The organism is Brachyspira sp. SAP_772, from assembly GCF_009755885.1.
Classification (GTDB): Bacteria; Spirochaetota; Brachyspiria; order Brachyspirales; family Brachyspiraceae; genus Brachyspira.
Genome location: NZ_VYIX01000003.1, coordinates 190264 through 216583, shown reverse-complemented (window position 1 = coordinate 216583; position 26320 = coordinate 190264). Strand labels below are relative to the sequence as shown.

21 protein-coding genes are annotated in these 26320 nt (G+C 28.0%); 15 read left to right on the top strand and 6 right to left on the bottom strand.

Annotated elements, in window-relative coordinates; all coding sequences use genetic code 11:
• The first annotated feature begins 75 nt into the window (after positions 1–75).
• From GQX97_RS10675 to pnp, 5 genes are all read left to right on the top strand, one after another.
• Positions 76–456 carry an STAS domain-containing protein gene (locus GQX97_RS10675; RefSeq protein WP_157151943.1) on the top strand — a complete coding sequence of 127 codons (381 nt, stop codon included), beginning with the start codon at positions 76–78 and terminating at the stop codon, positions 454–456.
• 48 nt (positions 457–504) lie between these two features.
• Positions 505–1449 (top strand): hypothetical protein, encoded by a 945-nt coding sequence (locus GQX97_RS10670; RefSeq protein WP_157151942.1) that lies wholly within the window; start codon positions 505–507, stop codon positions 1447–1449.
• 4 nt (positions 1450–1453) lie between these two features.
• Entirely contained in the window at positions 1454–2383 is a 930-nt protein-coding gene (locus GQX97_RS10665) for a bifunctional riboflavin kinase/FAD synthetase (RefSeq protein WP_157151941.1), read from the top strand.
• On the top strand, positions 2356–2625 hold the full coding sequence (gene rpsO / locus GQX97_RS10660) for a 30S ribosomal protein S15 (RefSeq protein ID WP_157151940.1): 270 nt from the start codon (positions 2356–2358) through the stop codon (positions 2623–2625). Before GQX97_RS10665 ends, rpsO begins: the two co-directional genes overlap by 28 nt.
• 64 nt (positions 2626–2689) lie before the next feature.
• Positions 2690–4828 carry a polyribonucleotide nucleotidyltransferase gene (gene pnp / locus GQX97_RS10655; RefSeq protein WP_157151939.1) on the top strand — a complete coding sequence of 713 codons (2139 nt, stop codon included), beginning with the start codon at positions 2690–2692 and terminating at the stop codon, positions 4826–4828.
• Between the two features lie 919 nt (positions 4829–5747).
• On the opposite strand, the gene GQX97_RS10650 is transcribed toward pnp, so the two are convergent.
• Complete coding sequence (locus GQX97_RS10650) at positions 5748–6014, bottom strand: HPr family phosphocarrier protein (RefSeq protein WP_157151938.1); 267 nt, start codon at positions 6012–6014, stop codon at positions 5748–5750.
• Positions 6015–7889 (bottom strand): transcription antiterminator, encoded by a 1875-nt coding sequence (locus GQX97_RS10645; protein ID WP_157151937.1) that lies wholly within the window; start codon positions 7887–7889, stop codon positions 6015–6017.
• Between the two features lie 178 nt (positions 7890–8067).
• On the opposite strand from GQX97_RS10645, the gene GQX97_RS10640 reads away from it, so the two are divergent.
• The 9 genes from GQX97_RS10640 (at position 8068) to GQX97_RS10600 (ending at position 16918) form a co-directional block, all read left to right on the top strand.
• Positions 8068–8376, top strand: a complete 309-nt coding sequence (locus GQX97_RS10640; protein WP_157151936.1) for a PTS sugar transporter subunit IIB — start codon at positions 8068–8070, stop codon at positions 8374–8376.
• Positions 8377–8406: 30 nt separating this feature from the next.
• Complete coding sequence (locus GQX97_RS10635; protein ID WP_157151935.1) at positions 8407–9489, top strand: DUF871 domain-containing protein; 1083 nt, start codon at positions 8407–8409, stop codon at positions 9487–9489.
• Between the two features lie 136 nt (positions 9490–9625).
• Entirely contained in the window at positions 9626–10957 is a 1332-nt protein-coding gene (locus GQX97_RS10630) for a 6-phospho-beta-glucosidase (RefSeq protein ID WP_157151934.1), read from the top strand.
• A 21-nt stretch (positions 10958–10978) separates the two neighbouring features.
• On the top strand, positions 10979–11299 hold the full coding sequence (locus tag GQX97_RS10625; protein WP_157151933.1) for a PTS lactose/cellobiose transporter subunit IIA: 321 nt from the start codon (positions 10979–10981) through the stop codon (positions 11297–11299).
• Between the two features lie 85 nt (positions 11300–11384).
• On the top strand, positions 11385–12398 hold the full coding sequence (locus tag GQX97_RS10620) for an alpha-hydroxy-acid oxidizing protein (protein ID WP_157151932.1): 1014 nt from the start codon (positions 11385–11387) through the stop codon (positions 12396–12398).
• 329 nt (positions 12399–12727) lie between these two features.
• Positions 12728–13045 carry a thioredoxin gene (gene trxA / locus GQX97_RS10615; protein ID WP_157151931.1) on the top strand — a complete coding sequence of 106 codons (318 nt, stop codon included), beginning with the start codon at positions 12728–12730 and terminating at the stop codon, positions 13043–13045.
• A 115-nt stretch (positions 13046–13160) separates the two neighbouring features.
• The gene (locus GQX97_RS10610) at positions 13161–14795 is read left to right on the top strand and encodes a hypothetical protein (RefSeq protein ID WP_157151930.1); all 1635 of its coding nucleotides are present in this window, start codon (positions 13161–13163) and stop codon (positions 14793–14795) included.
• A 40-nt stretch (positions 14796–14835) separates the two neighbouring features.
• Positions 14836–16374, top strand: coding sequence for an NAD(P)H-hydrate dehydratase (locus tag GQX97_RS10605; protein WP_157151929.1), 1539 nt, complete (start codon positions 14836–14838; stop codon positions 16372–16374).
• Between the two features lies 1 nt (position 16375).
• The gene (locus GQX97_RS10600; protein ID WP_157151928.1) at positions 16376–16918 is read left to right on the top strand and encodes a hypothetical protein; all 543 of its coding nucleotides are present in this window, start codon (positions 16376–16378) and stop codon (positions 16916–16918) included.
• 529 nt (positions 16919–17447) lie between these two features.
• Here GQX97_RS10600 and fliN read toward each other — a convergent pair.
• Genes fliN through fliL form a run of 3 tightly spaced genes read right to left on the bottom strand, consistent with a single transcriptional unit; the run spans position 17448 to position 20108 of the window.
• A complete protein-coding gene (fliN, locus tag GQX97_RS10595; RefSeq protein WP_157151927.1) occupies positions 17448–18494 on the bottom strand; it encodes a flagellar motor switch protein FliN in 1047 nt (348 codons plus the stop codon).
• Between the two features lie 4 nt (positions 18495–18498).
• Complete coding sequence (gene fliM, locus GQX97_RS10590) at positions 18499–19530, bottom strand: flagellar motor switch protein FliM (RefSeq protein WP_013244574.1); 1032 nt, start codon at positions 19528–19530, stop codon at positions 18499–18501.
• Positions 19531–19559: 29 nt separating this feature from the next.
• Positions 19560–20108, bottom strand: a complete 549-nt coding sequence (fliL, locus tag GQX97_RS10585) for a flagellar basal body-associated protein FliL (RefSeq protein ID WP_157151926.1) — start codon at positions 20106–20108, stop codon at positions 19560–19562.
• A gap of 237 nt (positions 20109–20345) precedes the next feature.
• Here fliL and pyrR point away from each other — a divergent pair, with 237 nt between their 5' ends.
• Positions 20346–20873, top strand: a complete 528-nt coding sequence (pyrR, locus tag GQX97_RS10580; protein ID WP_157151925.1) for a bifunctional pyr operon transcriptional regulator/uracil phosphoribosyltransferase PyrR — start codon at positions 20346–20348, stop codon at positions 20871–20873.
• Here the strand turns inward: pyrR and GQX97_RS14820 are convergent.
• Entirely contained in the window at positions 20870–26320 is a 5451-nt protein-coding gene (locus GQX97_RS14820) for a hypothetical protein (RefSeq protein ID WP_198391214.1), read from the bottom strand. The genes pyrR and GQX97_RS14820 overlap by 4 nt on opposite strands.

Below are 26320 nucleotides of genomic sequence, written 5' to 3'. Positions count from 1 at the left end.
TAAATGTTAATTATATAACAATATTATTTTATGAATTTTTATTGACAAAAGAAAAAAAGTTGTTATTATATAAATATGATTGATTGTTCATTTGAAATTAATTATTTCGTCAAAGAAGATTCTGTAATAGTATTATATTTAAAAAAGAATATATGCTTAGAATCGCTTCCAAAAATAAAAGACATAATATTAGAATATTTATCAAAAGGCATTAATAATATAATACTCAATCTTTGCGAATGTTCTTTTATTGAAAGGGATATATGGAATTATTTTATAGATTTTAAAAAAGAACTTAATAATGAATGTTATGGGGATATTGTACTTGCAAATATGAATGGAGTTGTTAAACTAGATTATGATTTAATGGAGCTTTCAAATTCAATAGAGTCATTTGAGAGCTTAAATGATGCTCTTTACAATTTTGGGATATTTAATCATACTGTATTTGCTTAAATGTTTTTTATGCTTGAATTTTTGTCTTTATAGTATAATATATATATTATGAAAGTTGCCAAGAATTTATTTAGTGCATTTATATTTTTTATAATATTTTTTTGCATTTATTTATTTAGATATTTAGAAAACTTTTCATATGGTTTTAATATAGATGTTTTAAAGAATTTTTTTATAAGTAATATTTTTTCTATATTGTTTATATCTTTTTTATGCAGTTCTATATTTATAGGGGTTTTTAATAAAAAAAAGAATATATCTAATTTTATTACTATAATAATATTTAGTATAATAGCTTTAATATATCCGACTTATATAATATTTTTTAATGCTAATTTTAATGATACAGAATATTCTTATAAATACATAATAAAAGATTCAAATTATTTATACAAGGTAGATAATTATTTAGTAAAATCTAATCCTACTAATGATGAATATGGTAGTTCAATATTAATAGATAGTACATATTCTAATAAAATATATTTTGCTGATAATATGCTCATTACAAAGAATGATATTATTTTGAACAAAGTTGTAGAAGTAAATAGCAATGATGTTGTAAATAGAGATTTAGTTTCTTTAAACAGGAAAAATATTTATGGCTATATAGTTAGTGTTATAGAAGATATAGTATTTGGTTTTGATATGTCATCTTATTTAAATAGATTATTAAAATATATTAGTGTTAATGATTTATCTATATTTTTTATATGTGTTTCATATGCTGCTTTATTTTTATTATTATTATCAGTTTATATGATTAGCAGTTCTTTATCATTTTCTAAGTTTGTATATCATAATCTGCTTTTGGGTTTTATTATTTATATAATGTTTGCAGCAGTATTTTTCTTTGTTAGATTTAAATATAGTTTTTTAATTGATAATTATATTAATTTTAGTATATTTTTATGTGTTTTGTCTTTAATAATTATAGTATTATATTTAGTTATAAATATTTTTATACGTAATAATAAGAGAATGGAAGAATGATAGAATGAATCAAGTTGTTATTAATGATTTTTGTAAGATAGATATAAAAAAGAATAGTGTAGTTACAATAGGTAAATTTGATGGTGTTCATAAGGGGCATCAGAAGCTTATTAGATATACTGTCAATATGGCTAGAAAATATAACTTATTATCTGTTGTTATGATGATAAGGAAGAAGAATGTATCTATTTATCATATGGAAGAGAATATATCTTTTATCAAGGCTTTGGGAGTTAATTATATAATAGTTATTGACTTTTTACCAGAATTTTATACAATGGAGGCTAAAGAGTTCTTTAATAGGTTAATAGAATATTATAAGATGAAGCGAATTGTTATTGGAGAGGACTTTGCTTTTGGTAAGGATAGAGTTGGCGATATTGATTTTTTAAAGAGATATGCTTTAGAAAAAGGTGTTAATGTAAATATAGTTAATTTTCTTAATCATTGCGGAGATAAAGTATCAAGCAGTAAAATAAGAGATTGTTTATCTAACGGCGAAGTAGAAAATGTAAATAGGATGCTTGGCAGAAATTATAGTATGAGCGGCATTATAATACATGGCAATGCTTTGGGCAGAAAGATTGGTTATCCTACTGCTAATTTAGAATTAGATGATAATATATTTGTTCCTAAGATGGGAGTTTATAGCTCTTTAGTAAGTATAGGAAACAGTTCTAATCTATATAAAGCTTTAACTTTTATAGGTATAAGCAACATAAATAAAGAACTTAGAGTAGAGAGCCATATATTAGACTTTTCTAGAATGATATATGGTAAAAAAATAACAGTTATATTTCTTAAATATATTAGAGATAATATTAAAGTTAACTCTATAGAAGAAGTGAAATCATTATTAGAAAAAGATGAATACAATGTAAGAAAATATTTCAAAAGGAGAAAAAAATGTCTATTACAGCAGACGAAAAACTAAAAATTATTAAAGAATTTGGAAAGAACGAAAAAGATACAGGTTCAGCAGAAGTACAAATAGCTCTTTTAACTAATCGTATAACTTATTTAAAAGGACATTTCCAAGAGCATACAAAAGATAATCATTCAAGAATGGGACTTCTTAAAATGGTAGCTAAAAGAAGAAAACTTCTTAACTACTTAAGAAAAACTGATCTTGAAGCTTATAAAAATCTTATACAGAAATTAAAAATAAGAAAATAAAACAGTTGCTTGATAATTACGAATAGTTAATACTGTCTATGGTATTTTGTAATAAGGAGAATATATGGTAACAGTTAAGAGTGTATTTTGCGGAGAAGAATTAATTTTAGAGACAGGACTTTTAGCAAAACAAGCACATGGTTCAGTAACTTTAAGATTAGGAAATACTACTATTTTAGCTACAGTTGTTGCGGCAAAAGAGCCTAATTTAGAATCAGACTTTTTCCCGCTTACTGTAAATTATAATGAAAAATATTATGCAGGCGGTAAAATTCCGGGCGGTTTCTTCAAAAGAGAAGCTAAACCTAGAGATAAAGAGATACTTATTTCCCGTATAATAGATAGACCTTTAAGACCGCTTTTCCCTGAAGGTTTTAGAAATGAGGTGCAAATTATTCCTACAGTACTTTCTGTAGATACTGATATGCCTACAGATGCTTTAGCTTTAATAGCTTCATCTGCAGCACTCACTATTTCTTGGATACCTTTCGGAGGTCCGGTTGCGGCTGTAAGGATAGGTTATAAAAATGGTGAATATATCATCAACCCTAAAAACAGCGAGCTTCATTCAAGCGAATTAGATATAATCGTTGCTGGAAGTAAAGATGCTATACTAATGATTGAAGGTGAAGCAAGAGAGGTTTCTGAGGAAGTATTTATCGGTGCTATAGAGTTAGCTCATAGAGAGATGCAGAAATATATTGATATGCAAAACGAAATGGCTAATCTTTGCGGTACTCAAAAAATAGAGCAGGAATTATTTGAGTATGATGCTGAATTAGTAAAAATGGTTACTGAATACGGCAGAGAAAAAATAGAAGCTGCTAACTATAACCCTGATAAAGCTAAAAGAAATGAAAGTATGGATAATGCTTTTAAAGATGTAGAAGAGTATATTAAAACAAAAATAGAAGATGAAAAATTGATATCTCAAGTTAAAGGCATTTGTCATTCTATAGAAGAAGAAATTGTAAGAGAGGCAATAGTAGAAAAAGGAATGCGTCCAGACGGAAGAGCATTAGATGAGATTCGCCCTATCACTACTATGACAAACTTAATTCCTAGAGTTCACGGTTCTGCTTTATTTACTAGAGGACAAACTCAGTGTTTATCAATAGTTACATTAGGAAGTGAGAAAGATGCTCAATTAATGGACGATATATACGGCAAAGAAAACAAAACTTTTATGCTTCATTATAATTTCCCTCCATTTTCTGTTGGAGAAGTTGGAAGATACGGCTCTCCGGGAAGAAGAGAGATTGGGCATGGTAATTTAGCAGAGCGTTCTTTTAATGCTGTGCTTCCTTCAAAAGATAAATTCCCATACACTATAAGAGTAGTTGCTGAAATATTAGAAAGTAATGGTTCTTCATCAATGGCTACAATCTGTGCTTCTACTATGTCATTACTTTCAGCTGGTGTTCCTCTTAATGCTAGCGTTGCTGGTATTGCTATGGGGCTTGCTACTTATAAAGATGGATATAAAGTGCTTACAGATATACAGGGTGTTGAAGACCATTTAGGTGATATGGACTTTAAGGTTGCTGGAACACGTAAAGGTATTACTGCTTTCCAACTTGACATTAAACTTACTGGTATATCTACTCAAATATTAAAAGAGGCATTAGAGCAGGCTAAAAAGGCAAGATATTTTATACTTGATAAGATTGAAGCTACTATATCTAACCCTAATGAGATTTCAGATTTCGCTCCTAAGTATAAAACTATGGATGTAAATCCTGAAAAGATTAGAGTATTGATTGGACCGGGAGGAAAAAATATAAAAGCTATCATTGAAGAGACTGGAAGCGATGTTGAGATACAAGACAGCGGCGTAATTAATATATTTGCTCCAGACACTCCTACTTTAGATAAAACTATTAGCCTTATAAACGCTTATGTAAAAGACCCTGAGGTTGGTGAGGTTTATGACGGTGTTGTAAAAGACATTAAAGACTTTGGTGCTTTTGTTGAGATATTACCGGGTGTTGAGGGGCTTTGTCATATATCTGAGCTTGCTTACAAACATGTTATGAATGTTGAAGAAGTTTTAAAGATTGGTGATGAAGTAAAAGTAAAGATAATAGATGTTAAGGGCGGAAAATATTCTTTAAGCAGAAAGGCTTTACTTGAAAAACCTGCAGATTATGTTGAAGAAGAAAACAACAACAAAAGAAAACATGACAGAAAAAAGAGATTTTAATCTTTTAAGGTTGTGAATATAAGAAGAGGTTATTATTAAATAATAGCCTCTTTTTTTATGTAAAAATTTTTAAGATTATTAAAAATATGTTTTTTATTTTAATTATTTGCAGAGCTTTACCCCCCGTGAAGCGTGCCCGTAGTGTAGCACCCCACTTCTTTTGCCGATAGGCACCTACTCGGTATTGGTATAAAAGAACCAAAAGAACTGCATTTTTAAGCAAAATACAAGTATTATATTTATATATATTCTAGATATAAAATAAGACATTTGCACTTTCGCGAAGCGTGCCCGAAGGGCGAAAACTTTTTGCGGCGGGAAAAAAGTTGAATAAAAAATCATATAACAAAATCTAGTTATTTTAGAATACATTGATTTTAGTTTGTCAGAAAATATTTTTCAAGTTTTTTGTTTTGTGGTGGCGTTGCCCCCACACCCCTACTTCTTTTATTGGTATAAAAGAAGCAAAAGAACTGCATTTAATAAAGTATAGTTTTTTATCTATAATAAAATATAAACATTATTTTAGATTTATATATTCTAAAAAAATAAAGCTAAAACACTTGCACTTTTTGGTTCTTTGACGAAGTCCGCACCGCGACTGAAAGGAGTCCTTCAGGACGACCGAAGGAAGTGCCTGTGGTGCGAAGGCGGGAAAAAGAACAATAAAATTTTTATTTTTTTTATTACTTGAGGGGACTAGCCCCCTCACCCCCACTTCTTTTGTTGGCACAAAGAAGCAAAAAGACTGCATTTAATGAAGTCTAGATTTTTATGCATAGATGAAACATGATATTATTTTAGCTTTATATATTCCATACATATAAAGTTATAACATTTGCACTTTTTGGTTCTTTTTGAGGCGGGAAAAAGTTGAATAAAACAATTATATAACAAAATATAATTCTTTAACTATATATTAAAAATTCGTTTTAAAAAAATTTAATATATTTTTTTTAGCTTTATTCTCTTTTGATTTATTTTCACCTGTTATATTTACAACAACTTCATCTCCAACCTTTAGGCCTAATTGCATTATGCCTATCATTTTTTTTATGTCTTTTGATATATCATCTTTTATTATAATAACATCGCATTCACTATCTTTTGCTATTTTAGCAAGTTCACTCAAAGGTCTTGCATGTATGTTGTTTGTATTGTTAATTACATATTTAAAACTTTCCATTTATAGCCCCGAAGAATTTTTTAATAAATACATTAAATTTTCAAAGCTTTTATTTTCTATTAGCTTTATAACATTTTTTTCATTTAATAAAAAGTCAACTGTATATTGATAAAATTTCTGTAAATTATCATCATCTTTATTTGATATAGAAACCAAAAAAACAACCTGCACATTATTTTTATACCATATAATAGGTTTTTCCAATACAGCAACAAATACAAAAGTTTCATCCGTTACAATTTCAAAAGGATGCGGAATTGCAACAAGGTTTCCAAAATCAGTTTCTGATAAACTCTCTCTTTTCATTACTAAATCATAAAAATTATCAGGTATATTAATATGTTTTTTAATATTTTTACATATATTTTTTATAATTTCTTCTCTGGTGTTTCCTTTTATATTTGTGGAAAACAATTTTTTATTATAATAATTATTTAAAAAATTATTTTCAGATAAATCCAAAACATTTTTTACTTTTATAATATCGTTAGTCTCTAAAAACAACCCTATATGCACAATAGGAACAGGTACTTGAAAAACTATAGGCACTGTAGAAAATATATAATCCACCTTAGAAAAATCAAACTCTTTAAGCATGATTAGATCTGTAGTATAAATATTTTCTATATAATCAGCGAACTCTTTTTTATATTTATGCATAAGAAGCTTTGAAGTAGTTTTTCCACTTCCGCATACTATTAAAATATTTATTTTCTTTTTATCTTCATTATTTTCTTCTAAAGCTATTTGAAACAATAATGCTAAAAAGCCTATCTCATCATCTGATATATCTTTATTATAATATGTTTTAAGCACAGTATTAGCTTCTGATGCTATTAGATATGCTAGAGAATAATTAGTTTTTATATCGTATAGCATTGGATTTTTTTGTAAAACATTATATCTTATTCTTATATCAAGCGGTATCATATGATGATTAAGAAGCAGTCTTAAGTTTAAATTATCTCTTAAATCTATTTTTAAATTATTGTATATTAAATCAAGCATGTCATGAACTACATTGTCCAATTTATTTTGTATAATATAATTTTCACTGTTTGATAATAAACTTTTTGATGCTATATGAATTGCTATAAAAATTATTTCTATATCGGTTAATTTTATATTTAATTCTTTTTCTAATACACTTGCTAATTTTTTTGCTAATTTTAACTCTTCTTTTTTTATATCTTTTAATATACTCTTATCATCATTATAATCATCTATATTTTTATTTTCTTTTATTCTCTCTATTGATACAGAAATATATAATATAAAGTTTTCTAAGTTTACTTCAGATAATTTCATGTCATTTTTTTTTATAAAATTAATCACTATATTTTCTATAGTTTTGTTTGTATATTTTTTATCATATATTTGCTGTTTTAAGTAATAATCTATTATGCAATTTCTAATATCAAATTCTTTACCAATTAATTTAATACCATAATTTGGCTTACGTTCTATTTTTAGATTATAATACCTAATATTATCTTCTATAATTTTTAATGTATTTGTGAGTGTTGTTTTTGATATATCTAATGCACTTATAAGATTATCAGATTTTATATATGTATTATTATTATTTATAAGATGTTCAAATATATATTTTAGCCTATATTCAAAATCATTAAATGTATGTGAATTAATATTAATATTTGATATATCTTTATGACTATCGCATTCTAAAATATATCCGTATCTCGCTTTAGATACTACTTTAATTCCTGTATTTTCTAATTCTTTATTTAATTCTGCTATTTTTGTTCTAACAGTTTTTTCACTTATTTGCAATTTTTTTGCTAACATTTCTGCTGTAGTGTATGATTCATTAGAGATAATGGATAATAGTTCTTTTATATATTTGTTTTTCATAATTTATATAAACTTATAATAATGCTTATATTATATATTATTATTAAAAAATAATATACAAGATTAGAAAATAATATACAAAAAATTACCAGATTAAAGTAGAAATTTTATTGTTTGAGTTATTGATATAAAGTGTTATCTTTATAATAAATAAAATTAAAAAAAGAGGTAAAGATATATGACTAAAATTTTATTATTATGTTCAGCAGGAATGTCTACAAGTATGGTTGTAAAAAAAATGAAAGAATCTGCTGCGAAAAAAAATATTGAAGTAGAAATAGAAGCTGTAAGTACTGCAAGATTTAATGAACTTTTAGATAGTTATGATGTATTTTTACTTGGACCGCAAGTAAAATTTCAGCTTAAAGAATTCCAAGCAAAAGCTAAAGAAAAAAATAAACCATTAGATGTTATAGATTTTAGAGATTATGGTACTATGAATGGAGAAAAAATATTAGACTTCGCTTTAAACTTGAAAGTTCAATAATATATTAATTAATTTATTAGGATATACTTTATGAGAGAGTTAGGCATTTCTGTTTATCCGTTTCATTCAAAAATGGAAGATAATAAATCTTATATAGACTTAGCTTCTAAATATGGATTTACCAGATGTTTTATGTGCTTATTATCCGTTGAACATTCTAAAGAAGAGATTATAAAAGAGTTTTCTGAGATTATAAATTATGCAAAGGAGAGAGGAATAAAAACCACTTTAGATATCTCTCCTGCAGTATTTAAATCTTTAGATATATCTTATGATAATTTAGAGTTCTTTTACAAATTAGGAGCTTGGGCTATAAGGTTAGATTTGGGTTTTAGTGGAAATGAAGAGAGCTTAATGACTTATAATGATTATAATTTAAAAATAGAATTAAATATGAGTAATTCAACTTCATATATAGATACTATAATGAATTATTATCCTAATAAAGAAAATTTAATAGGCTGTTACAACTTTTATCCTCATGCTTATAGCGGATTAGATAAAAGGTTATTTATTGAAAGCATGAATCGTTTCAAAAAACAYTCAATAAAATCATCAGCCTTTRTTAATGCAAAAGAGGCTAGTTTTGGACCTTGGCCTGTAGATGATGGTATATGCACTTTAGAAGAACATAGAAATATGGCTATAGAAATACAGGCTATGGAATTATTTTTCTTAGGGGTGGATGCTGTATTTATTGCTAATTGCTATGCTAATGAAGAGTCTTTTAAGAAGCTTCAAAGTTTAGATAAAAGACTCATAACATTAAAAGCTAAATTGTTAGATAGCATTCCAGAAATAGAGAGAAAAATTATACTTGAAGAACTTCATCAAAATAGAGCAGATGCGAGCGAATATTTTATTAGGTCTTCAAATCCTAGAGTAAAATATAAAGGGCATAATTTTAAGATATTTAATGCTGTTACAGATATTAAAAGAGGAGATATACTTATTGACTCTTCAGAATATGGAAGTTATGCAGGAGAGTTGCAAATAGCATTAAAAGATATAAAAAACACTGGAAGAACAAATGTTGTTGGAAGAGTTGATGAAGAATATTTGTTTTTACTAGACTATATAAATATGGCTCAAAGATTTAAAATAACAGAATAATTTTTTATAACAATAAAGATATTAATTACTGGAAATTAATAATGAACGATGAATTAATAACTTCTATTATTGATTTAAATAGCTTATAAAAAATAAATGCTCTTTTAAGCTTTAAAAAATAATTGGAGGTGTAAATATGTCAAATAAATTAAAAATAGCTACTATTGGAGGGGGATCTTCATATACTCCTGAAATTATAGAAGGATTTATAAATAGATACGATAAATTGCCAGTAGATGAGCTTTGGCTTGTTGATATAGAGCCTTCAAAAGAAAGATTAGAAATAGTAGGAAATCTTGCAAAAAGAATGATAGAAAAAGCGGGATTAAAAGATAAGTTCAAAATATTTACAACTTTAGACAGAAGAGAAGCTATAAAAGATGCTAGTTTTGTAACTACTCAATTAAGAGTTGGTTTATTAGATGCTAGAATAAGAGATGAGAGAATACCATTAAGTTATGGCATGATAGGTCAAGAAACTAATGGTGCTGGAGGATTTGCTAAGGCATTAAGAACTATACCTGTAATATTTGATATTTGTAAAGATATAAAAGAATTATCTCCAAATGCTTATCTTGTAAACTTCACTAATCCATCTGGAATAGTTACAGAGGCAGTTTTAAAATATCACCCAGAAATAAAAATGGCAGGTCTTTGCAATGTACCAGTAAACATGAAAAAAAGTGTAGCAGAGATATTAAAAGTTTCTGATGAAGAAATTACTTTTATTGCCGGCGGTTTAAATCACTTTTTATGGGGAAGAGAAGTAATATATAATGGTGTTGACAAAACTAAGGAAGTTTTAGAGAAATATGTAGATGGTTTTGAAAATGGACCTGCTAATATTAACACTGAAATAACTTGGATAAAAGAACAAATACTTGATACTAAAATGATACCTTGTCCTTATCATAGATACTATTACCTTACAGATGAAATGCTTAGAGAAGAATTGTCAGAGTTTAGAGATGGTAAAGGAACAAGAGGAGAGCAGGTAAAAGAAATAGAGAAAAAATTATTTGAAATATATAAAAACCCAGATTTAAATACTAAACCTGAAGAATTAAATAATAGAGGCGGAAAATATTATTCTGATTCTGCATGCGAGCTTATAAGTTCTTTACATAATAATTCAGGTACAGAGATGATAATATCTACAAGAAATAATGGCACTATTGATTGTTTGCCAGATGATTGTGCTGTTGAAGTTACAGTTAATGTTTATAAAGATGAATTAAAACCTCTTAAACAAAAGCCTTTCCCTATTGAAGTGAGGGGATTGCTGCAGCTTATGAAAAACTTTGAGCAATTAACAGTAGAGGCAGCAGTTCATGGAGATTATGGTAAAGCACTTCAAGCATTAACAGTTAATCCATTGGTTGTAAGCGGAAGAGTTGCTAAAACTGTACTCGATGAAATAATAAAACAAAATAAAGACTATTTACCTCAATTTTATAAAAATAAATAATATATATTAGGAGATTTTATTATGACAGAAGAACAAGAAAAATTTATGGAAGAGAATGTATTTCCTATTATTAGTTTGGCTGGAGAAAGTAAGGGTTTAGCTTATGAAGCTTTAAGGCTTGCTAAAGAAAAAAAGTTCGATGAGGCAGAAGAAAAGATGAAAGAGGCTGATGAAATAATTTTGAAATCTCATGAATTCCAAACAAACCTCATAACAAGAGAAGCCGATGGCGAAAAAATAGAAATTACAATGTTATTTGTACATGCTCAAGACCATTTAATGACTGCTATGAGTGAAAAAAACCTTATAAAAGAGATGATAGATATATTAAAGCATAAATAATTTTTTTAATTGAAAACTATTTTATTTATTTTTTTATTCAATATTATATAATTATAAAATACAGTTTTAATTAAAGGAATTTTTTATGACATATAAAGAGATTATAGAAGTTGCAAAAGATTGCATGGGCTTTTGTAAGGCTTGTGCTATATGTAATGGCAGAGTATGCAGAGATTGTATGCCGGGACCCGGAGCTAAGGGTATAGGTGATGTTGCCATTAGAAACTATGACAAATGGAGAGATATAAGACTTAATATGGATACAATATCTTCGAATGAAGATGTTGATACTTCTTTTGAGTTATTTGGTAAGAAGTTTAAGTATCCTATATTTGCTGGTCCTGTTGGTGCGGTTAAGCTTCATTATGGCGATAAATATGAAGAAGAAGAATATAATGATATATTAGTAAAATCTTGTGCAGATGCTGGTATTACAGCTTTTACAGGAGATGGAACCAATCCTAATGTAATGATTGCTGCTACTAGTATGATAAAAAAGCAAAATGGTATAGGTATTCCTACTGTAAAACCTTGGAATATGGATGTTATAAAAGAGAAAATGAAACTTGTTGCAGATTCTAATGCTTTTGCTGTAGCTATGGACGTTGATGCTGCGGGTCTTCCTTTTTTGAAAAACCTTACTCCAAAGGCAGGAAGTAAAACTGTTGATGAATTAAGACAGATAAAAGAGATTGCTAATAGGCCATTTATAATAAAAGGAATAATGACAGTTAAAGGAGCTAAGAAGGCAGTTGAGGCTGGTGCTGATGCTATAATAGTATCTAATCACGGAGGAAGAGTACTTGATCAATGCCCTTCTACTGCTGAGGTTTTGCCTGAGATAGTTGATGCTGTTAAGGGAAAAATTAAAATATTAGTAGATGGCGGTATTAGAAGCGGTGCTGATATATTAAAGGCACTTGCTATTGGTGCTGATGCTGTTGTTATTGCGAGGACTTTTGTTATAGCTGTATACGGCGGGGCAGAAGAGGGTGTTAAATCTTATGCTGCTCAGTTAGGTGCTGAACTTGAAGATGCTATGACTATGTGCGGTGTTCACAGTTTAAAAGAAATAAACAGAGATATTGTAAGGTTTTAATTTTTATAATTTTAATATTTAAACTCAATATAAAATAAACTTTATATTGAGTTTTTTATTTTAAATATTAAAAAACATTAACTTATTTATCAAACAAAATATAATTTTATTTAATATGAATTTTTAGAGTATTTATTTATTATATTTAGTTATAATGTGTAATATATGTTTTTTTAATTTATTAATATATTAAAAAAATATTTTAAATTGTATATAAATATGTAGTTATGTTAATTAAATTTTTAAAAGTAACATAATTCTATTGACATTTATTAAAATTATGTTTAGATTATACAAACATTAAATATCATTAACGGGGGATTATTAATATGTCAGTACAAGAATTAAACTCAGGTAATTTTGAAAGTGCAATATCATCAGATAAAGCAACTTTGGTAGATTTTTTTGCAGAATGGTGCGGACCTTGCAAAATGCAAACACCTGTTTTACACAAAGTGGCAGATGCTAATTCTGATAAAATGAATTTTGCTGCTGTAAACGTTGATGAAGCAGAAGAGATAGCAGCTAAATACGGTGTTCAATCTATACCAACACTTATGGTTTTCAAAAATGGTGAAGTTGTTAAGAGAGCTGAAGGAATGAAAAACGAAGCTCAATTAAAAGAATGGCTTCAAGAATATCTATAATAAGCCAATAAAATAAAAAATTGAAAAGCCTGATTTTTTGATAAAATTATAGAATTAGGCTTTTTTTTATTTTAAATTAATATATAATTTTATTATGTTTAATTAAGGGGTAGTTATGTTTAGTACAAATGGTATATTAATTGATAGATTATCTTCAAGATTAAGAACCACAAAAACTGAAATCAACAAACTTATTAATGAATTATTTTCTAGTATAACTCCGTATGTTTTAAATAATAAAGTTTTTTATATGTACGAGTTAGGGTATATATATTTAGATAAAAATTATAATATTATATTTAGAAGTGCTGATATATCTTTTGATGCTTCTTTAAATACCATAACAGAAAAATATGATACTGTAAAAAATAGAGCCATTAAAAAGAAACTATATGAAATGATTTTTGAAACTATCAGACATTTAGTTGATAACGGAGAGAAGGTATATATAGAAAACTTTGGTACTTTTTTTCATGATGATGGATATGTGAACTTTGAAAAAGATAGAACTTTAGTTTATTTGGTTGAGATGAAGATTCAAAATATCAAAAATAAGTATTTGGGCTATAATAAATTAGTAGATAGATTATGCTCTGCTAAAAAAAGTTTAGATAGAAATTTTGTTAAAGATGAAATTAATAATCTATTTGAAGATATTACTTCTTTGGTATTGGAGAAGAAAATATTTTTTATTTATGAAGTTGGAAATATATTTATTGACAAGAATTATAATATAGCTTTTAGAAGTGCTGATATGGGGTTTGATGCTTCACTTTACAGCATTATATCTAAGATTGATGATGTTAATGAGAGATTAGAAAAGAAGAAATTTTGTGAAGCTGTGTTTGAAACTATTAGACATTTAGTTGATCATAATGAAAGTATTTATATAGATAATTTTGGTACTTTCTTCTACAATAAAGGGTATGTTGCTTTTAATCCTGATGCTGTTTTTGTTAATAGAGTTAATAATAAATTCTTTAATGAAATAGCTGCTCTTACTAATGAAAATAAATTAGAAATGAAAGATTACAGCAAAGATGAGCTTCTATCTTTGTCAAATATTTCTGATAAAGAACTAAAATCTGATAAACCAGCAAAACAAGCTAAAGAAAAGAAAGAAACAAAAAATAATCCATTGATATTAATAGTAGAAATAGCAATGATAATAATAATTCTTGTTGTTATTCTTTTTATGATTTTTTCAAAGAACAATAACAATGGAAGCAGCAATGTGGATAATGAAAAGTTATCTGATGTTGTAAATGGATATTTTACAAATGTAAAAACTGCTAATTTATCTTATACTGTATCAAACAATATGTATTATTGGGATATAGCTAAAGAGGTTTATGGAAATTCTACATATTGGCCCATTATATCTGTTTATAATAATTACAATATAATTACCCCCATAAAAAAAGGAAGCAGAGTAACTTATAAGTTGCTTCCCAATTTTTGTAATGTAGATGATTTAAAAAAATTTGAAACTAGCTTATCAAAATCTTTTATTAAAGTTTTTCCTGTTTTGCAAAATGGGAAAAAATATAATCATGCTATGTGGTCATTAAAATTAGCTGCTTATTATGATGTGAAAGTTTTTAAAGATAATACTAATTCAATATCCAATGAAACATATACAAAAATATTATCAGAACATTCTGGGTTTAATGATTTTTTGTATAAAATGAGCAGATATAATAAAATTACAAGAAATCCTATATCTTCATTTATAGCAATAATTAGATAATACAAAATAAAAAAATAATATAAAATATAAGGATATCTAAATGAAGGTAGTAACAACAGAAGAGCTAATAAATATAGATAAAAAAACAACAGAAAAAATTCCATCTATACTTTTGATGGAGCATGTAGCTTTAGATATATTTAATTTGTTGGAAGAGAGATATGCTGAAACACTTAATAATCATTTTGTTCATATATTCTCATCTGTTGGAGGCAATGGGGGAGATGGTTTTGCTGTTGCTAGATATTTAATAAAAAATGGATATAATGTAAATGTTTATATTACCGGCAATTTAGATAAAGTTAATAAAGACACTTATGCTAATTTCAATATATTAAAATCAATGAATGTTGAAATAAAGTATTTGGGAAGTGAAGAGAATGTTTATGAAGCTATTGATTTGATAGAAGAAAATGATATAGTTTTAGATTCATTATTCGGCACAGGCGGAAAAAGACCTTTAGGCGGTATACAAAAACTGTTAGTAGATAGTTTAAATGATTTAAATATAATAAGAATAGCTATAGATATACCTTCTGGATTATATTCAAAGATTGATGATAGTTCTAATAGTTGTTTTAAGGCAGATGAAACTTATACTGTATGTTTTGCTAAAGACATTATGTTTTTATATAACACTAGAGAATATATTGGGGATTTATTTATAATAAAGTCAATATTTCCAGAGAGTATATTAGATGAGGCTCCATATGTTGCCAATTTAATAGATTATGATGAAAACATAGAGATAGTAAGAAATGCTTTTTATTCTAAGAGGGAGCAGGGAAAACTTGCCATAGTATGCGGAAGCTATGAATATACAGGAGCTTGCATACTATCTGCTAAAGCTGCCTATAGGAGTGGGGTAGGATATATTAGGCTTTATGTTCCTAAGGCGATATTAGAAACTGTTAGAAATGCTGTAATGATAGATATGCCTGAGATTGTTGTTATAGGTGTTGGAGAATATGATAATAAATGTTTTACAGCAGATGATTTATATATTGTAGAAGATATAAATAAAAGTGATGCTTGTATAATAGGCTCTGGTATTGGTAGAGATATGTCTACAGAGGTTTTTATTAATTCTATACTAAAGCAAATAAATATTCCTACAGTTGTAGATGCTGATGCTTTATATTTGATGTTTCAAAGCACCTTATCAGAATTAGGTAGTAACTTTTTGCTTACTCCTCATATTTATGAGTTTGAAAAGCTTACAGGAATTAATCATATAGAAGCTTTAACTAATCCTTATAATGCTTTAAGAAAGTTTAGAGAAAGTACTAAGGCTAATATTATATTAAAAGACGCTGTTAGTTTCTTGATGAATGATGATGATATATATATAAATTATAACCCTACAGTTTCTATGGGTAAAGCTGGAATGGGAGATGTATTAGCTGGTTTTGTTGGAGCTTTTTTAGCAAGAAAATTACAAATGCTTGAAGCTTCAAAGTTAGCATTAATATTACAATCAAAAAGTTTTTTAGAGGCTAGCAAAAAATTAGGCAATGATTCTGTTCAGCCAAAAGATGTTGCTTATTTTCAGTCAAAAATATTAAAGAGGATGATGTAAATTGTCAAGAGAGGTATATGACCCCAAAAAACCAGAGTTAGAGTTTTATAATACTAAACCTCCGCACACTCCAAAGATGCCTAAAATACCAAGAAGTTCAAATGTATTTTCTAAGAGATGGTTTATGCTTCTTTATGGAGGGTTTCTCACTATTGTAGTAGTATTATTCTTTGCAAATAGGGCTGGGCTATTTGATAATATAGAGTTTTTTAGAAAGTTTAGAGCTCCTATTACTAGTAAAATTAATAATATAGATTCAAGCAATAGTGAAGTTGTAGTAGCCACTATAGAAGTTAATAATTTTAATTATACCAATTCAAGTACAATAGAAGAATTAAAAGCTAGTGTATCATTATATAATAATAAAGATCTTATCTTTACAGGTAATGACAAGTTTTATAATGTAATGTTTCCAGTAGGTCAGCGTATTGGTTTTAGAATGTCGTTTGATAAGAATTATTGGAAAAAAGCAGATAGAATGTTAATAGTTTTAGATATAGATGATAATTTCACTCACAGCAATTTTGTGAGAATAAGAAGATAGCAATTTTTGGTACATACCTAAACAACTATATTTTTCAATATATATATATTTTTTTGATAAAGATGAAAATGTTAATTATTTAATACATATTAAAATATGTATTAAATAATAAAGCCAACAAACTTGCACTTTTTGGTTCTTTTGACGAAGTCCGCACCGCGAGCTGCGGGAAAAAGAACAACAAAAAATTGATAGAAAATAATAGTTTTAATATATACTAATATTTTTAACTTTTTTATTTTAATTATTTGCGGGGACTAGCCCCCGCACCCCCAGTTCTTTTGCCGATAGGCACCTACTCGGTACGACCGTAGGAAGTGCCTTCGGTATTGGTATAAAAGAACCAAAAGAACTGCATTTCTTAGCTTAAAAAGTTGGTATTATTTTGTATTAATACATATTCCAAACATACAAAGCTAAAAATATATACAACAAAACATACTCGCTTAGATATACTTTAAAAATAAAAAACGGAGCTTTTAAAAACTCCGTTATAAAAAGGTATTTATGTTTAATTAAATCTTATCTCTTATTTAGATTTGTTTCTTAATCTGTCCATAGGGCTAATGATATCAGTTACACGAACACCGAAGTTTTCATCTATAACTACAACCTCGCCCTTAGCGATTAATTTTCCATTAACAAGCAAATCCACAGGTTCGCCAGCTAACTTTTGAAGCTCAATTATAGAACCTTCACCAAGACCTAAAATATCTTTAATAGTCATAGTAGCTCTTCCAAGTTCAACGGTCATGTTCATAGTAACGTCCATCAAAAGACCAATGTTACCAGTACCTTGAACATCAGAAGCAGGCATTAAAGAATTAAATTCTGCATGCTGTACACCAAGTTGTTTGCCGTTATCACTAGCTTGGGCACCATTATTGCCATTTGCAGCCGAAGCATTTGTATTAGAAGCAGTTTTTGCAGCACTAGATAAAATAGCTTGTAAAACAGGCAATTCAAAAGCAAATATATAAGGAGCGTTATCTATTTCTCCATCTATACTTAGAGAAGCATTTACTATAGCTAAAGGTCCAGCAATGCTTATAGAAGCAGCATCATCCAATACACTAGTTTCTACAGGAGCATTAGTAAAGTTTCCTCCAAACTTAGAAGTTAAAGCACTATCAGAAACCCCAATCATTTGAGAGAAAGCTTCTTTTAATACTTGAGCTACCATATCATTCAAATCAGTCTCAGCCTGACCAGTCATAAGAGAAGCTATAGTTAAAGCCTCTTTTTCATCCATAAAATAATAAACATTACCATTAGCTGAGCCAGTATATGATACTTTTGCTTCTATCACTTTACCAGAAAGCATCTGATGCAAATTACTTACATCTCCAACAGTTGTAGTAATATTTGTGATGGACACAGTCTTTGTAGAAATAGAAGATAATGAATAAGCTTGATTATCTGCTATGATTTTCGCTGCCTCATTAAAAAGCTGCTTATCTACATTATTGCCGTTTCCAGCAGATGCTGAAGTGCTGTCAGTGCCGCCAAAAGCATCTTCACTTCCTTTAAGCAAAGCTTCTATTTCATCTTGAGATAATGCACCGTCACTCATCATAACCTTAATCCTCCTCTTTTAATAAATCATCTTCGGTGATATCAGTTTCGCCATCCATAACACCAGTAAGCTGTACAGCCATTCTGCTTCCAGATATACCCGGACGGCATAAGAATTTCTTCCTAGTACCAATCTTGAATATCACAGGGTCAGTAATCTTAGTTTCTGTAAACTTAACAACATCGCCCTTTTGCAAATTAAGAATGTCTGATAATGGTAATTGCATAGAACCAAGTTCAGCCGAAGTTTCAACATATATATTTTGTAATTTTTCTTTAATAATTTTTAAGTTTTCGCTAGTACTTCCTCTTCTTACTGAAGCATACCAATATTGAGCAGAGAATTTAGAAAGTATAGGTTCAATAGTAATATAAGGTATACAAAAGTTCATCATACCTTCAACATCCGCAACCTTTGTTTCTAAAGTAATAAGTACAACCATGTCATTAGGGCTAACCATCTGAGCAAACTGAGGGTTAGTTTCTATGGAACCTAAACGCGGTCTTAAGTCTATTACCTGAGACCAAGCCTCTCTTAAGTTACCCAATATTCTTACTATAATACCTTCCATAACAGACAACTCAATATCTGTTAATTCTCTATTTAAGTTTTTAGGACTCTCTCCAGCTCCTCCAAACAACCTATCTATAATAGTAAAAGTAATAGATGGGTCAATCTCTAAAATAGAACTTCCTTTTAAAGGGTCCATACTCACAATAGCCAAAGTAGATGGATTGCTTACACTTCTTATAAACTCTTCATAAGTAAGCTGGTCTACGCTTGCTACGTGAATACCTACTAAAGTTCTTAACTGAGCTGATAATGAAGTTGTAGTAACACGTGCAAAGTTTTCGTGCATCATTTGAAGCGTTCTTATTTGGTCTTTAGAGAATTTGTCAGGACGCTTAAAGTCGTAAATCTTAATCTTTCTATGTTCTACTTCTACACGTTTAGTATCAATATTATCCAACACTTCACCAGATGATATAGCACTTAATAATGCATCTATTTCACTTTGTGACAATACTTCTGTCATACTATTATCCTTTACTTTATTTTAACTCATTAACTCAACAAGAAACTATCAAATAATATATCATCTATTTGTCCGTTTTTTAACATACTGTTTATTTCACGTTTAATATCAGCCTTTAATTGCTCTCTTCCTTCATTAGTTCTTAATTGATCATAAGTATAAGAACTTATCAAAGAATATATTCTATCTCTTATCATATATCCTCTCTCTGGAAGCTCTACTGCTAATTGCTTAACATTAGTAGTGTAAGTCAATACTATGCTTACTCTAACAAATCTTGCAACATCCATATCAGCAGTATTAACATTAAACTCTGGAGTAATAGCAAAATATGTTGGAGGCGGCTGTTTAATCATACCATCTACCACACCAGCATTTACTCCTGCAGCTCTTCCTACGCTCTTAGAAACAAAAAATGCTATAAGTCCAGATATTAAAGCAACTACTAAAATGGCAGCCACTATCATTAGTATTTTTATTATCATCGGGCTTAAAGTGAATTTTTTCTTTGCTTGAGCTTCGTTTTGTTCCTCTTCTTCGCCTTCTTCTAATTCTAAGTTTTCTTCTTGTTCTGCCATATAAAATTCCTCGCTTAATTAAATATTTAATAATACCTTTTATTATATAACAGTAAAATAAATAATCAACTCTTATGTTAACTTTGTTATTACTGTATCTACATTAAAAATCGGTAAACTAGGAAAATACTTAACATATTTTTTTTATAAAATGTAAAAATTATTATATTGATTTTTTTTACTTTAATATTATAATCAAGCTAGTATTTTAATGATAAATAAAAAGGGGGTATATTTATGAGAGTTTTATTAAAAGCCGAAGATTATGAAAAAGTGCTTCCAAGACTTGCTGCTGAAGTAATTGAGAAAGAAAATATGGATAAACTTTCTATTGTTGGCATAAGAAGAAGAGGCGATTATTTGGCTGTTAGACTTAAAAAACTTATAGAAGAGAGAATAAATATAGATATACCTATAGGTGCAATCGATATTAACCTCTATAGAGATGATTTATCTACTTTGTCTGAATTCCCTGAAATTAAAGAAACTGATATACCTTTTGATATTACAGGAAAGACTATTCTTCTTGTAGACGATGTACTTTATACTGGCAGAACTATTAGGGCTGCTTTGAATGCTTTATTTGAATATGGAAGGCCGCAGAGGGTTGTTTTGCTTGTATTGGTTGATAGATTTGGAAGAGAACTTCCTTTGTCTGCAAATTATGTTGGACTTGCTTTAAATGTACCTGCTGATCAATATATATCTGTAAGAATAAAAGAATTAGAAGGTGAAGATATCGTTTTGCTTAAAGATAAAGCTTAATCATCAAATTTTCTGCTTAAAGAAGAATAAGCATCATAGAATTCTGTTTTAGAGAAGTCTTTTAAAAATTCGGGAGGCATTTTCTCTACTATATTTTTAAAGTAGAAAAATAATTTTTTGAATTTATTCATTTCGCTTTCTGATAATAGTAAATCGTTTTTACTGCAGCACTCCATTTCACTGTTCATATTTTCTTCTGCTTCAAACATTTTTATAGCAAAGTCTAAATCTAATTGACTTATTTCCCCGTCAAAATCTTCATTAGGGTTGTATCCTGTATTTTCTTTTTTTTCTGTATCTTCATTAAGGCTGAATTCATCTTCTACTTTTACATTTGTCTCTATATTATTTTTTTCTGTTTCATATAATTCTTTTTCTTCAGACATAGTATTTTCCTTTGTTAGAAGTTTATCTGTTTCATCATATTCTTCAACAGATTTTTTATTTTTGTTGTTATTATTTATATTTTTTTTATCATCTATATGTATAAGTTCATGGCCATCTTCATCATTTTGTCCTGATATAAGACGTTCCATAATACTTAAATCGGAATCTTTTACTTGATTAACAGCATTTAATTCCATAATTTCATTTAATTTTGCTAGATTATCTTCAACTATTTCTTCTAACTCTTCATCATCACCTATTAGAGCATTATCATCAATTATTACTTCATTGCTGCCTATTGAAGAATTATCGTTTATATTTTCTTCTATCTCATCATCACCTATTAGAGTGTTGTCATCTATTATTTGTTCCTCAGTTTCATCGTCGCCTATTAGGGTGTTATCTTCTATTTGGGTTTCTTTTTCATCATCACCTATTAGAGTATTGTCGTTTATTATAGTTTCTTCAGTTTCATCATCATCTATTAGAGTGTTGTCGTCTATTATTGGTTCATCTGTTTCATCATCACCTATTAGAGTGTTGTCGTCTATTATAATTTCTTCAGTTTCGTCGTCGCCTATTAGAGTGTTTTCGTCTATTATTGGTTCATCTTCATCATCACCTATTAGGATATTGTCGTCTATCGTAGGTTCATCTGTTTCATCATCATCTATTAGAGTATTGTCGTTTATTATTGGTTCATCTTCATCATCACCTATTAGGATATTGTCGTCTATCGTAGGTTCATCTGTTTCATCATCACCTATTAGAGTGTTGTCATCTATTATTTGTTCCTCAGTTTCATCGTCGCCTATTAGAGTATTGTTGTCTATTATAGTTTCTTCAGTTTCGTCGTTGCCTATTAAAGTGTCATCATCTATTGTAGTTTCTTTTTCGTCATCACCTATTAAAGCGTTTTTATCTATTTTTATTTCTTCAGTTTCATCATCACATATTAGAGTGTTATCATCTACTGCTATTTCTTCTTCTTCATAACCTATTAGAGCATTATCATCAATTATTACTTTATCGCTGTCTATTGGAGAATTGTCTTTTATATTTTCTTCTATCTCGTCAGTACCTATTAGAGTGTTTTCATCTATTATATTTTCTTCTTCGTCATCACCTATTAGAGTGTTGTTGTCTATTGTAGGTTCATCATTTTCATCTGCGCCTATTAGAGTGTTGTCATCAATTATTACTTCATCGCTGTCTATTGGAGAATTGTCTTTTATATTTTCTTCTATCTCGTCTACATTTATTAAAGCATTGTCATCTACTGCTGTTTCTTCTTCGTCATCACCTATTAGGATATTGTCGTCTATCGTAGGTTCACCATTTTCATCGTTGCCTATTAGAGTATTTTCGTCTATTGTAGATTCATCAGTTTCGTCATCGCCTATTAGAGTATTGTCGTCTATTATAGTTTCTTCAGTTTCGTTGTCGCCTATTATGGTGTTATCTTCTATTTGGGTTTCTTTTTCATCATCACCTATTATGGTGTTTTCATCTATTTTAATTTCTTCAGTTTCGTCATCGCCTATTAAAGCGTTTTCATCTATTTTTATTTCTTCAGTTTCATCGTTGCCTATTAAAGCATTATCATTTATTATTGGTTCATCAGTTCCATCGTCGCATATTAGAGCATTTTCATCAATTATTACTTCATCGCTATCTATTGGAGAATTGTCTTTTATATTTTCTTCTATCTCGTCTACAGCTATTAAAGCATTGTCATCTACTGCTGTTTCTTCTTCGTCATCACCTATTAGAGTGTTTTCGTCTATTATAATTTCTTCAGTTTCGTCGTCGCCTATTAGAGTGTTTTCATCTATTGTATGTTCTTTAGTTTCATCATCGCATATTAGAGTGTTTTCGTCTATTATAGTTTCTTCAGTTTCGTCGTCGCCTATTAGAGTGTTATCCCCTGCTGTTGGAGCTTCTGATTCATCATTTCCTGTCAAAATATCATCATTTGCTCTTTCTTCTATATCTTCAGCTTTTTTTTTAGTCAGTTTTTCGTTTTTTTTTTCCTCTTCTTCTCTTATATATTCCTCATTCATCTGTTTTAATTTAGCTAGAAAGTCATTACTATCTTCTTCTTTAATTTTATCTTCTTTCTTCTCTTCCTCTATTTTGTTTTCTTCTCTATATTCCTCGTTCATTTGTTTTAATTTAGCTAGAAAATCATTACTATCTTCTTCTTTAATTTTCTCTTCTTTTCTTTCTTTCTCTTCTTTTTCTTTTCTATATTCCTCGTTCATTTGTTTTAATTTAGCTAAAAAATCATTACTATCTTCTTCTTTAATTTCCTCTTCTTTATTTTCTTCTTTTTCTTTTCTATATTCCTCATTCATTTGCTTTAATTTAGCTAAAAAGTCATTACTATCTTCTTCTTTCTTCTCTTCTTCTATCTTATTTTCTTCTTGAATGTTTTGAGCTGTTTCTACTACATTACTATTTATTTCTTCTTTTTTAATAGATGTGTTAGATAAATTATCGTTTATTATATTATTATCTTCTTCTACAATATTATCAGAACTATCAGAACCTATATTTTCTATATAAGTCTTATACATTAATTCTTCTTCATCTGTTAAATCATCAGTTTTATTTTCAGACCCATCTTTCTCTATATAGTCTTTATACATATTTATTTCTTCTTCTGTTAGTTCATTAATGTCTTTTTCTTTATTGGTATCTTCTGCATTATCAATATTTTCTGAAGTATTTGTATATTCTCTGCCTTCTATATAGCTTTTATACATGTCTATTTCTTCATTAGAAAGATCATTATCATCTAATTCATTATTCTCTATATAGTCTTTATACATACTCACTTCTTCATCTGTTAAATCATAAGCTTCATTCTCATCAGCATCCGATATTTGATTACTATATATATTATTTTCTTCATTAGATAGTTCTTCTATTTCTAATTCTTCTATATCTTTTTTTATTTTATTCATATCCATATACTCTTTATTGTTATTATTTTGTATATATTTATATTCAATATTTTCATCTTTAGTTATTAAATCAAGTTCATTTCCAGATAATTCTATAACATCATCTTGATTATTATTTTCATTAATATAATTTGATTCATCTATATAATCAACATCATCAATATCAGGCACATCAATATTATGAGTATTTTCTTCGATTGTATTATTTGAAATATTATCTTCAGCACTTTCATTATTTTCATCAACATAATTATCTTCTTCAACAATTTCTACTACACTGTCATCATTTTCTAAAGAATTGTTTTCAGCATATTCAAGATTTTCTATTTCAGCTAAACCCTGTGATACTATATCAGCTATATTATCATTATCTTGTGTATTTTCTGAGTTTTCTAAATTTTCTAAGTTTTCAACTAAATCATCTAGCTTTTCCAACTCATCAATTACTTCATTATCTATTTCATTATTTATAGTAGAGTTGTCAATATTATCTTCTTTAATGCTTTCTAAATTATCATTGCTTTCATATTCTAAATAATTACATAAAAGACTATTTATTTCATCATTGACAGTTGTTTCGAAAATGTTATTATTTTCTTCTGTTACTATTGCATTGTCTAAAATATTCTCTTCAACACTTTCATTATTTTCATCAATATAATTATCTTCTTCAACAATTTCTACTTTACTATTATCATCATCTAAAGAATTATTTTCTGCATATTCAAGATTTTCTATTTCAGCTAAACCTTGTGATACTATATCAGCTATATTATCATTATCTTGTGTATTTTCTGAGTTTTCTAAATTTTCTAAGTTTTCAACTAAATCATCTAACTTTTCTAACTCATCAATTACTTCATTATCTATTTCATTATTTATAGTAGAGTTGTCAATATTCTCTTCTATTTCAATGCTTTCTAAATTATCATTGCTTTCATATTCCAAATAATTACATAAAAGACTATTTATTTCATCATTGACTGTTGTTTCAAACGTGTTGTTTTCTTCGGTTACTATTGCATTATCTACAATATTATCTTCAACATTTTCATCGATATAATTATCTTCTTCAACAATTTCTACTTCACTATTATCATCATCTAAAGAATTATTTTCTGCATATTCAAGATTTTCTATTTCAGCTAAACCTTGTGATACTATATCAGCTATATTATCATTATCTTGTGTATTTTCTGAGTTTTCTAAATTTTCTAAGTTTTCAACTAAATCATCTAACTTTTCTAACTCATCAATTACTTCATTATCTATTTCAGAGTTATCAGTATTTTCTTCAATTTCTATATTTTCTAAATTATCATTGTTTTCAGAGCTTTCAAAACTTTCAGTATTTTCAGATTCCAAATAATTATCTAAAATACTATTTATTTCATCATTAACAGTAGTTTCAAGTGTATCGTTACTATTTTCTTCAATGATGTCAGTATTATTATTTTCATCAATACTTTCTATTATACTATTATCATTTTCTAAAGAACTACTTTCAGAATCTTCATCTATATTAATAACTTCGCTTATAGGCTCTTCTTCAATATTGTTTAATGTATCTTCTATATTAGAGGCACTATTAGCAAAAAAACTCTCTAAGTTAAAATCTTCAACATCGCTTATAGCATTCAAATCATCTTCAGATATTCCAACATTGCTTTCTATTTCATTATATGCTTGATTCTCTTCATCAGTGTAGGCCGATACAGTTTCATCATTATTGTTTATATTTTGAAAATGGTTTTCCAAATTAAAATCATCAACATCACTTACAGCATTCAATTCATCTTCAGATATTCCAATATTGCTTTCTATTTCATTATATGCTCTATTTTCTTCATCAGTATAAGCCTCTACAGTTTCTTGATTATTATTTTCTACTTCTATATTTTCATCTGCCGTAGAAGTTATATTATCATCTATTATAGAGCTATGTATAGTTGGTGATTCAGTACCTATAGATACAGTAGGAAAATTGTTTTCATTAATTTCTATGCTTTTATCTGCAAGAGAATCTATATCATATTCATCGAGAGAGATATCATTATTATCATCAAAAATATTTGAATTATTTAATTTCAA

What these genes read in the sequence shown, in the direction of transcription:
- GQX97_RS10675 (WP_157151943.1), top strand. Translation starts at nt 76, where the DNA reads ATGATTGATTGTTCATTTGAAATTAATTATTTCGTCAAAGAAGATTCT.
- GQX97_RS10670 (WP_157151942.1), top strand. Translation starts at nt 505, where the DNA reads ATGAAAGTTGCCAAGAATTTATTTAGTGCATTTATATTTTTTATAATA.
- GQX97_RS10665 (WP_157151941.1), top strand. Translation starts at nt 1,454, where the DNA reads ATGAATCAAGTTGTTATTAATGATTTTTGTAAGATAGATATAAAAAAG.
- rpsO (WP_157151940.1), top strand. Translation starts at nt 2,356, where the DNA reads ATGTCTATTACAGCAGACGAAAAACTAAAAATTATTAAAGAATTTGGA.
- pnp (WP_157151939.1), top strand. Translation starts at nt 2,690, where the DNA reads ATGGTAACAGTTAAGAGTGTATTTTGCGGAGAAGAATTAATTTTAGAG.
- GQX97_RS10650 (WP_157151938.1), bottom strand. Translation starts at nt 6,014, where the DNA reads ATGGAAAGTTTTAAATATGTAATTAACAATACAAACAACATACATGCA.
- GQX97_RS10645 (WP_157151937.1), bottom strand. Translation starts at nt 7,889, where the DNA reads ATGAAAAACAAATATATAAAAGAACTATTATCCATTATCTCTAATGAA.
- GQX97_RS10640 (WP_157151936.1), top strand. Translation starts at nt 8,068, where the DNA reads ATGACTAAAATTTTATTATTATGTTCAGCAGGAATGTCTACAAGTATG.
- GQX97_RS10630 (WP_157151934.1), top strand. Translation starts at nt 9,626, where the DNA reads ATGTCAAATAAATTAAAAATAGCTACTATTGGAGGGGGATCTTCATAT.
- GQX97_RS10625 (WP_157151933.1), top strand. Translation starts at nt 10,979, where the DNA reads ATGACAGAAGAACAAGAAAAATTTATGGAAGAGAATGTATTTCCTATT.
- GQX97_RS10620 (WP_157151932.1), top strand. Translation starts at nt 11,385, where the DNA reads ATGACATATAAAGAGATTATAGAAGTTGCAAAAGATTGCATGGGCTTT.
- trxA (WP_157151931.1), top strand. Translation starts at nt 12,728, where the DNA reads ATGTCAGTACAAGAATTAAACTCAGGTAATTTTGAAAGTGCAATATCA.
- GQX97_RS10610 (WP_157151930.1), top strand. Translation starts at nt 13,161, where the DNA reads ATGTTTAGTACAAATGGTATATTAATTGATAGATTATCTTCAAGATTA.
- GQX97_RS10605 (WP_157151929.1), top strand. Translation starts at nt 14,836, where the DNA reads ATGAAGGTAGTAACAACAGAAGAGCTAATAAATATAGATAAAAAAACA.
- fliN (WP_157151927.1), bottom strand. Translation starts at nt 18,494, where the DNA reads ATGATGAGTGACGGTGCATTATCTCAAGATGAAATAGAAGCTTTGCTT.
- fliM (WP_013244574.1), bottom strand. Translation starts at nt 19,530, where the DNA reads ATGACAGAAGTATTGTCACAAAGTGAAATAGATGCATTATTAAGTGCT.
- fliL (WP_157151926.1), bottom strand. Translation starts at nt 20,108, where the DNA reads ATGGCAGAACAAGAAGAAAACTTAGAATTAGAAGAAGGCGAAGAAGAG.
- pyrR (WP_157151925.1), top strand. Translation starts at nt 20,346, where the DNA reads ATGAGAGTTTTATTAAAAGCCGAAGATTATGAAAAAGTGCTTCCAAGA.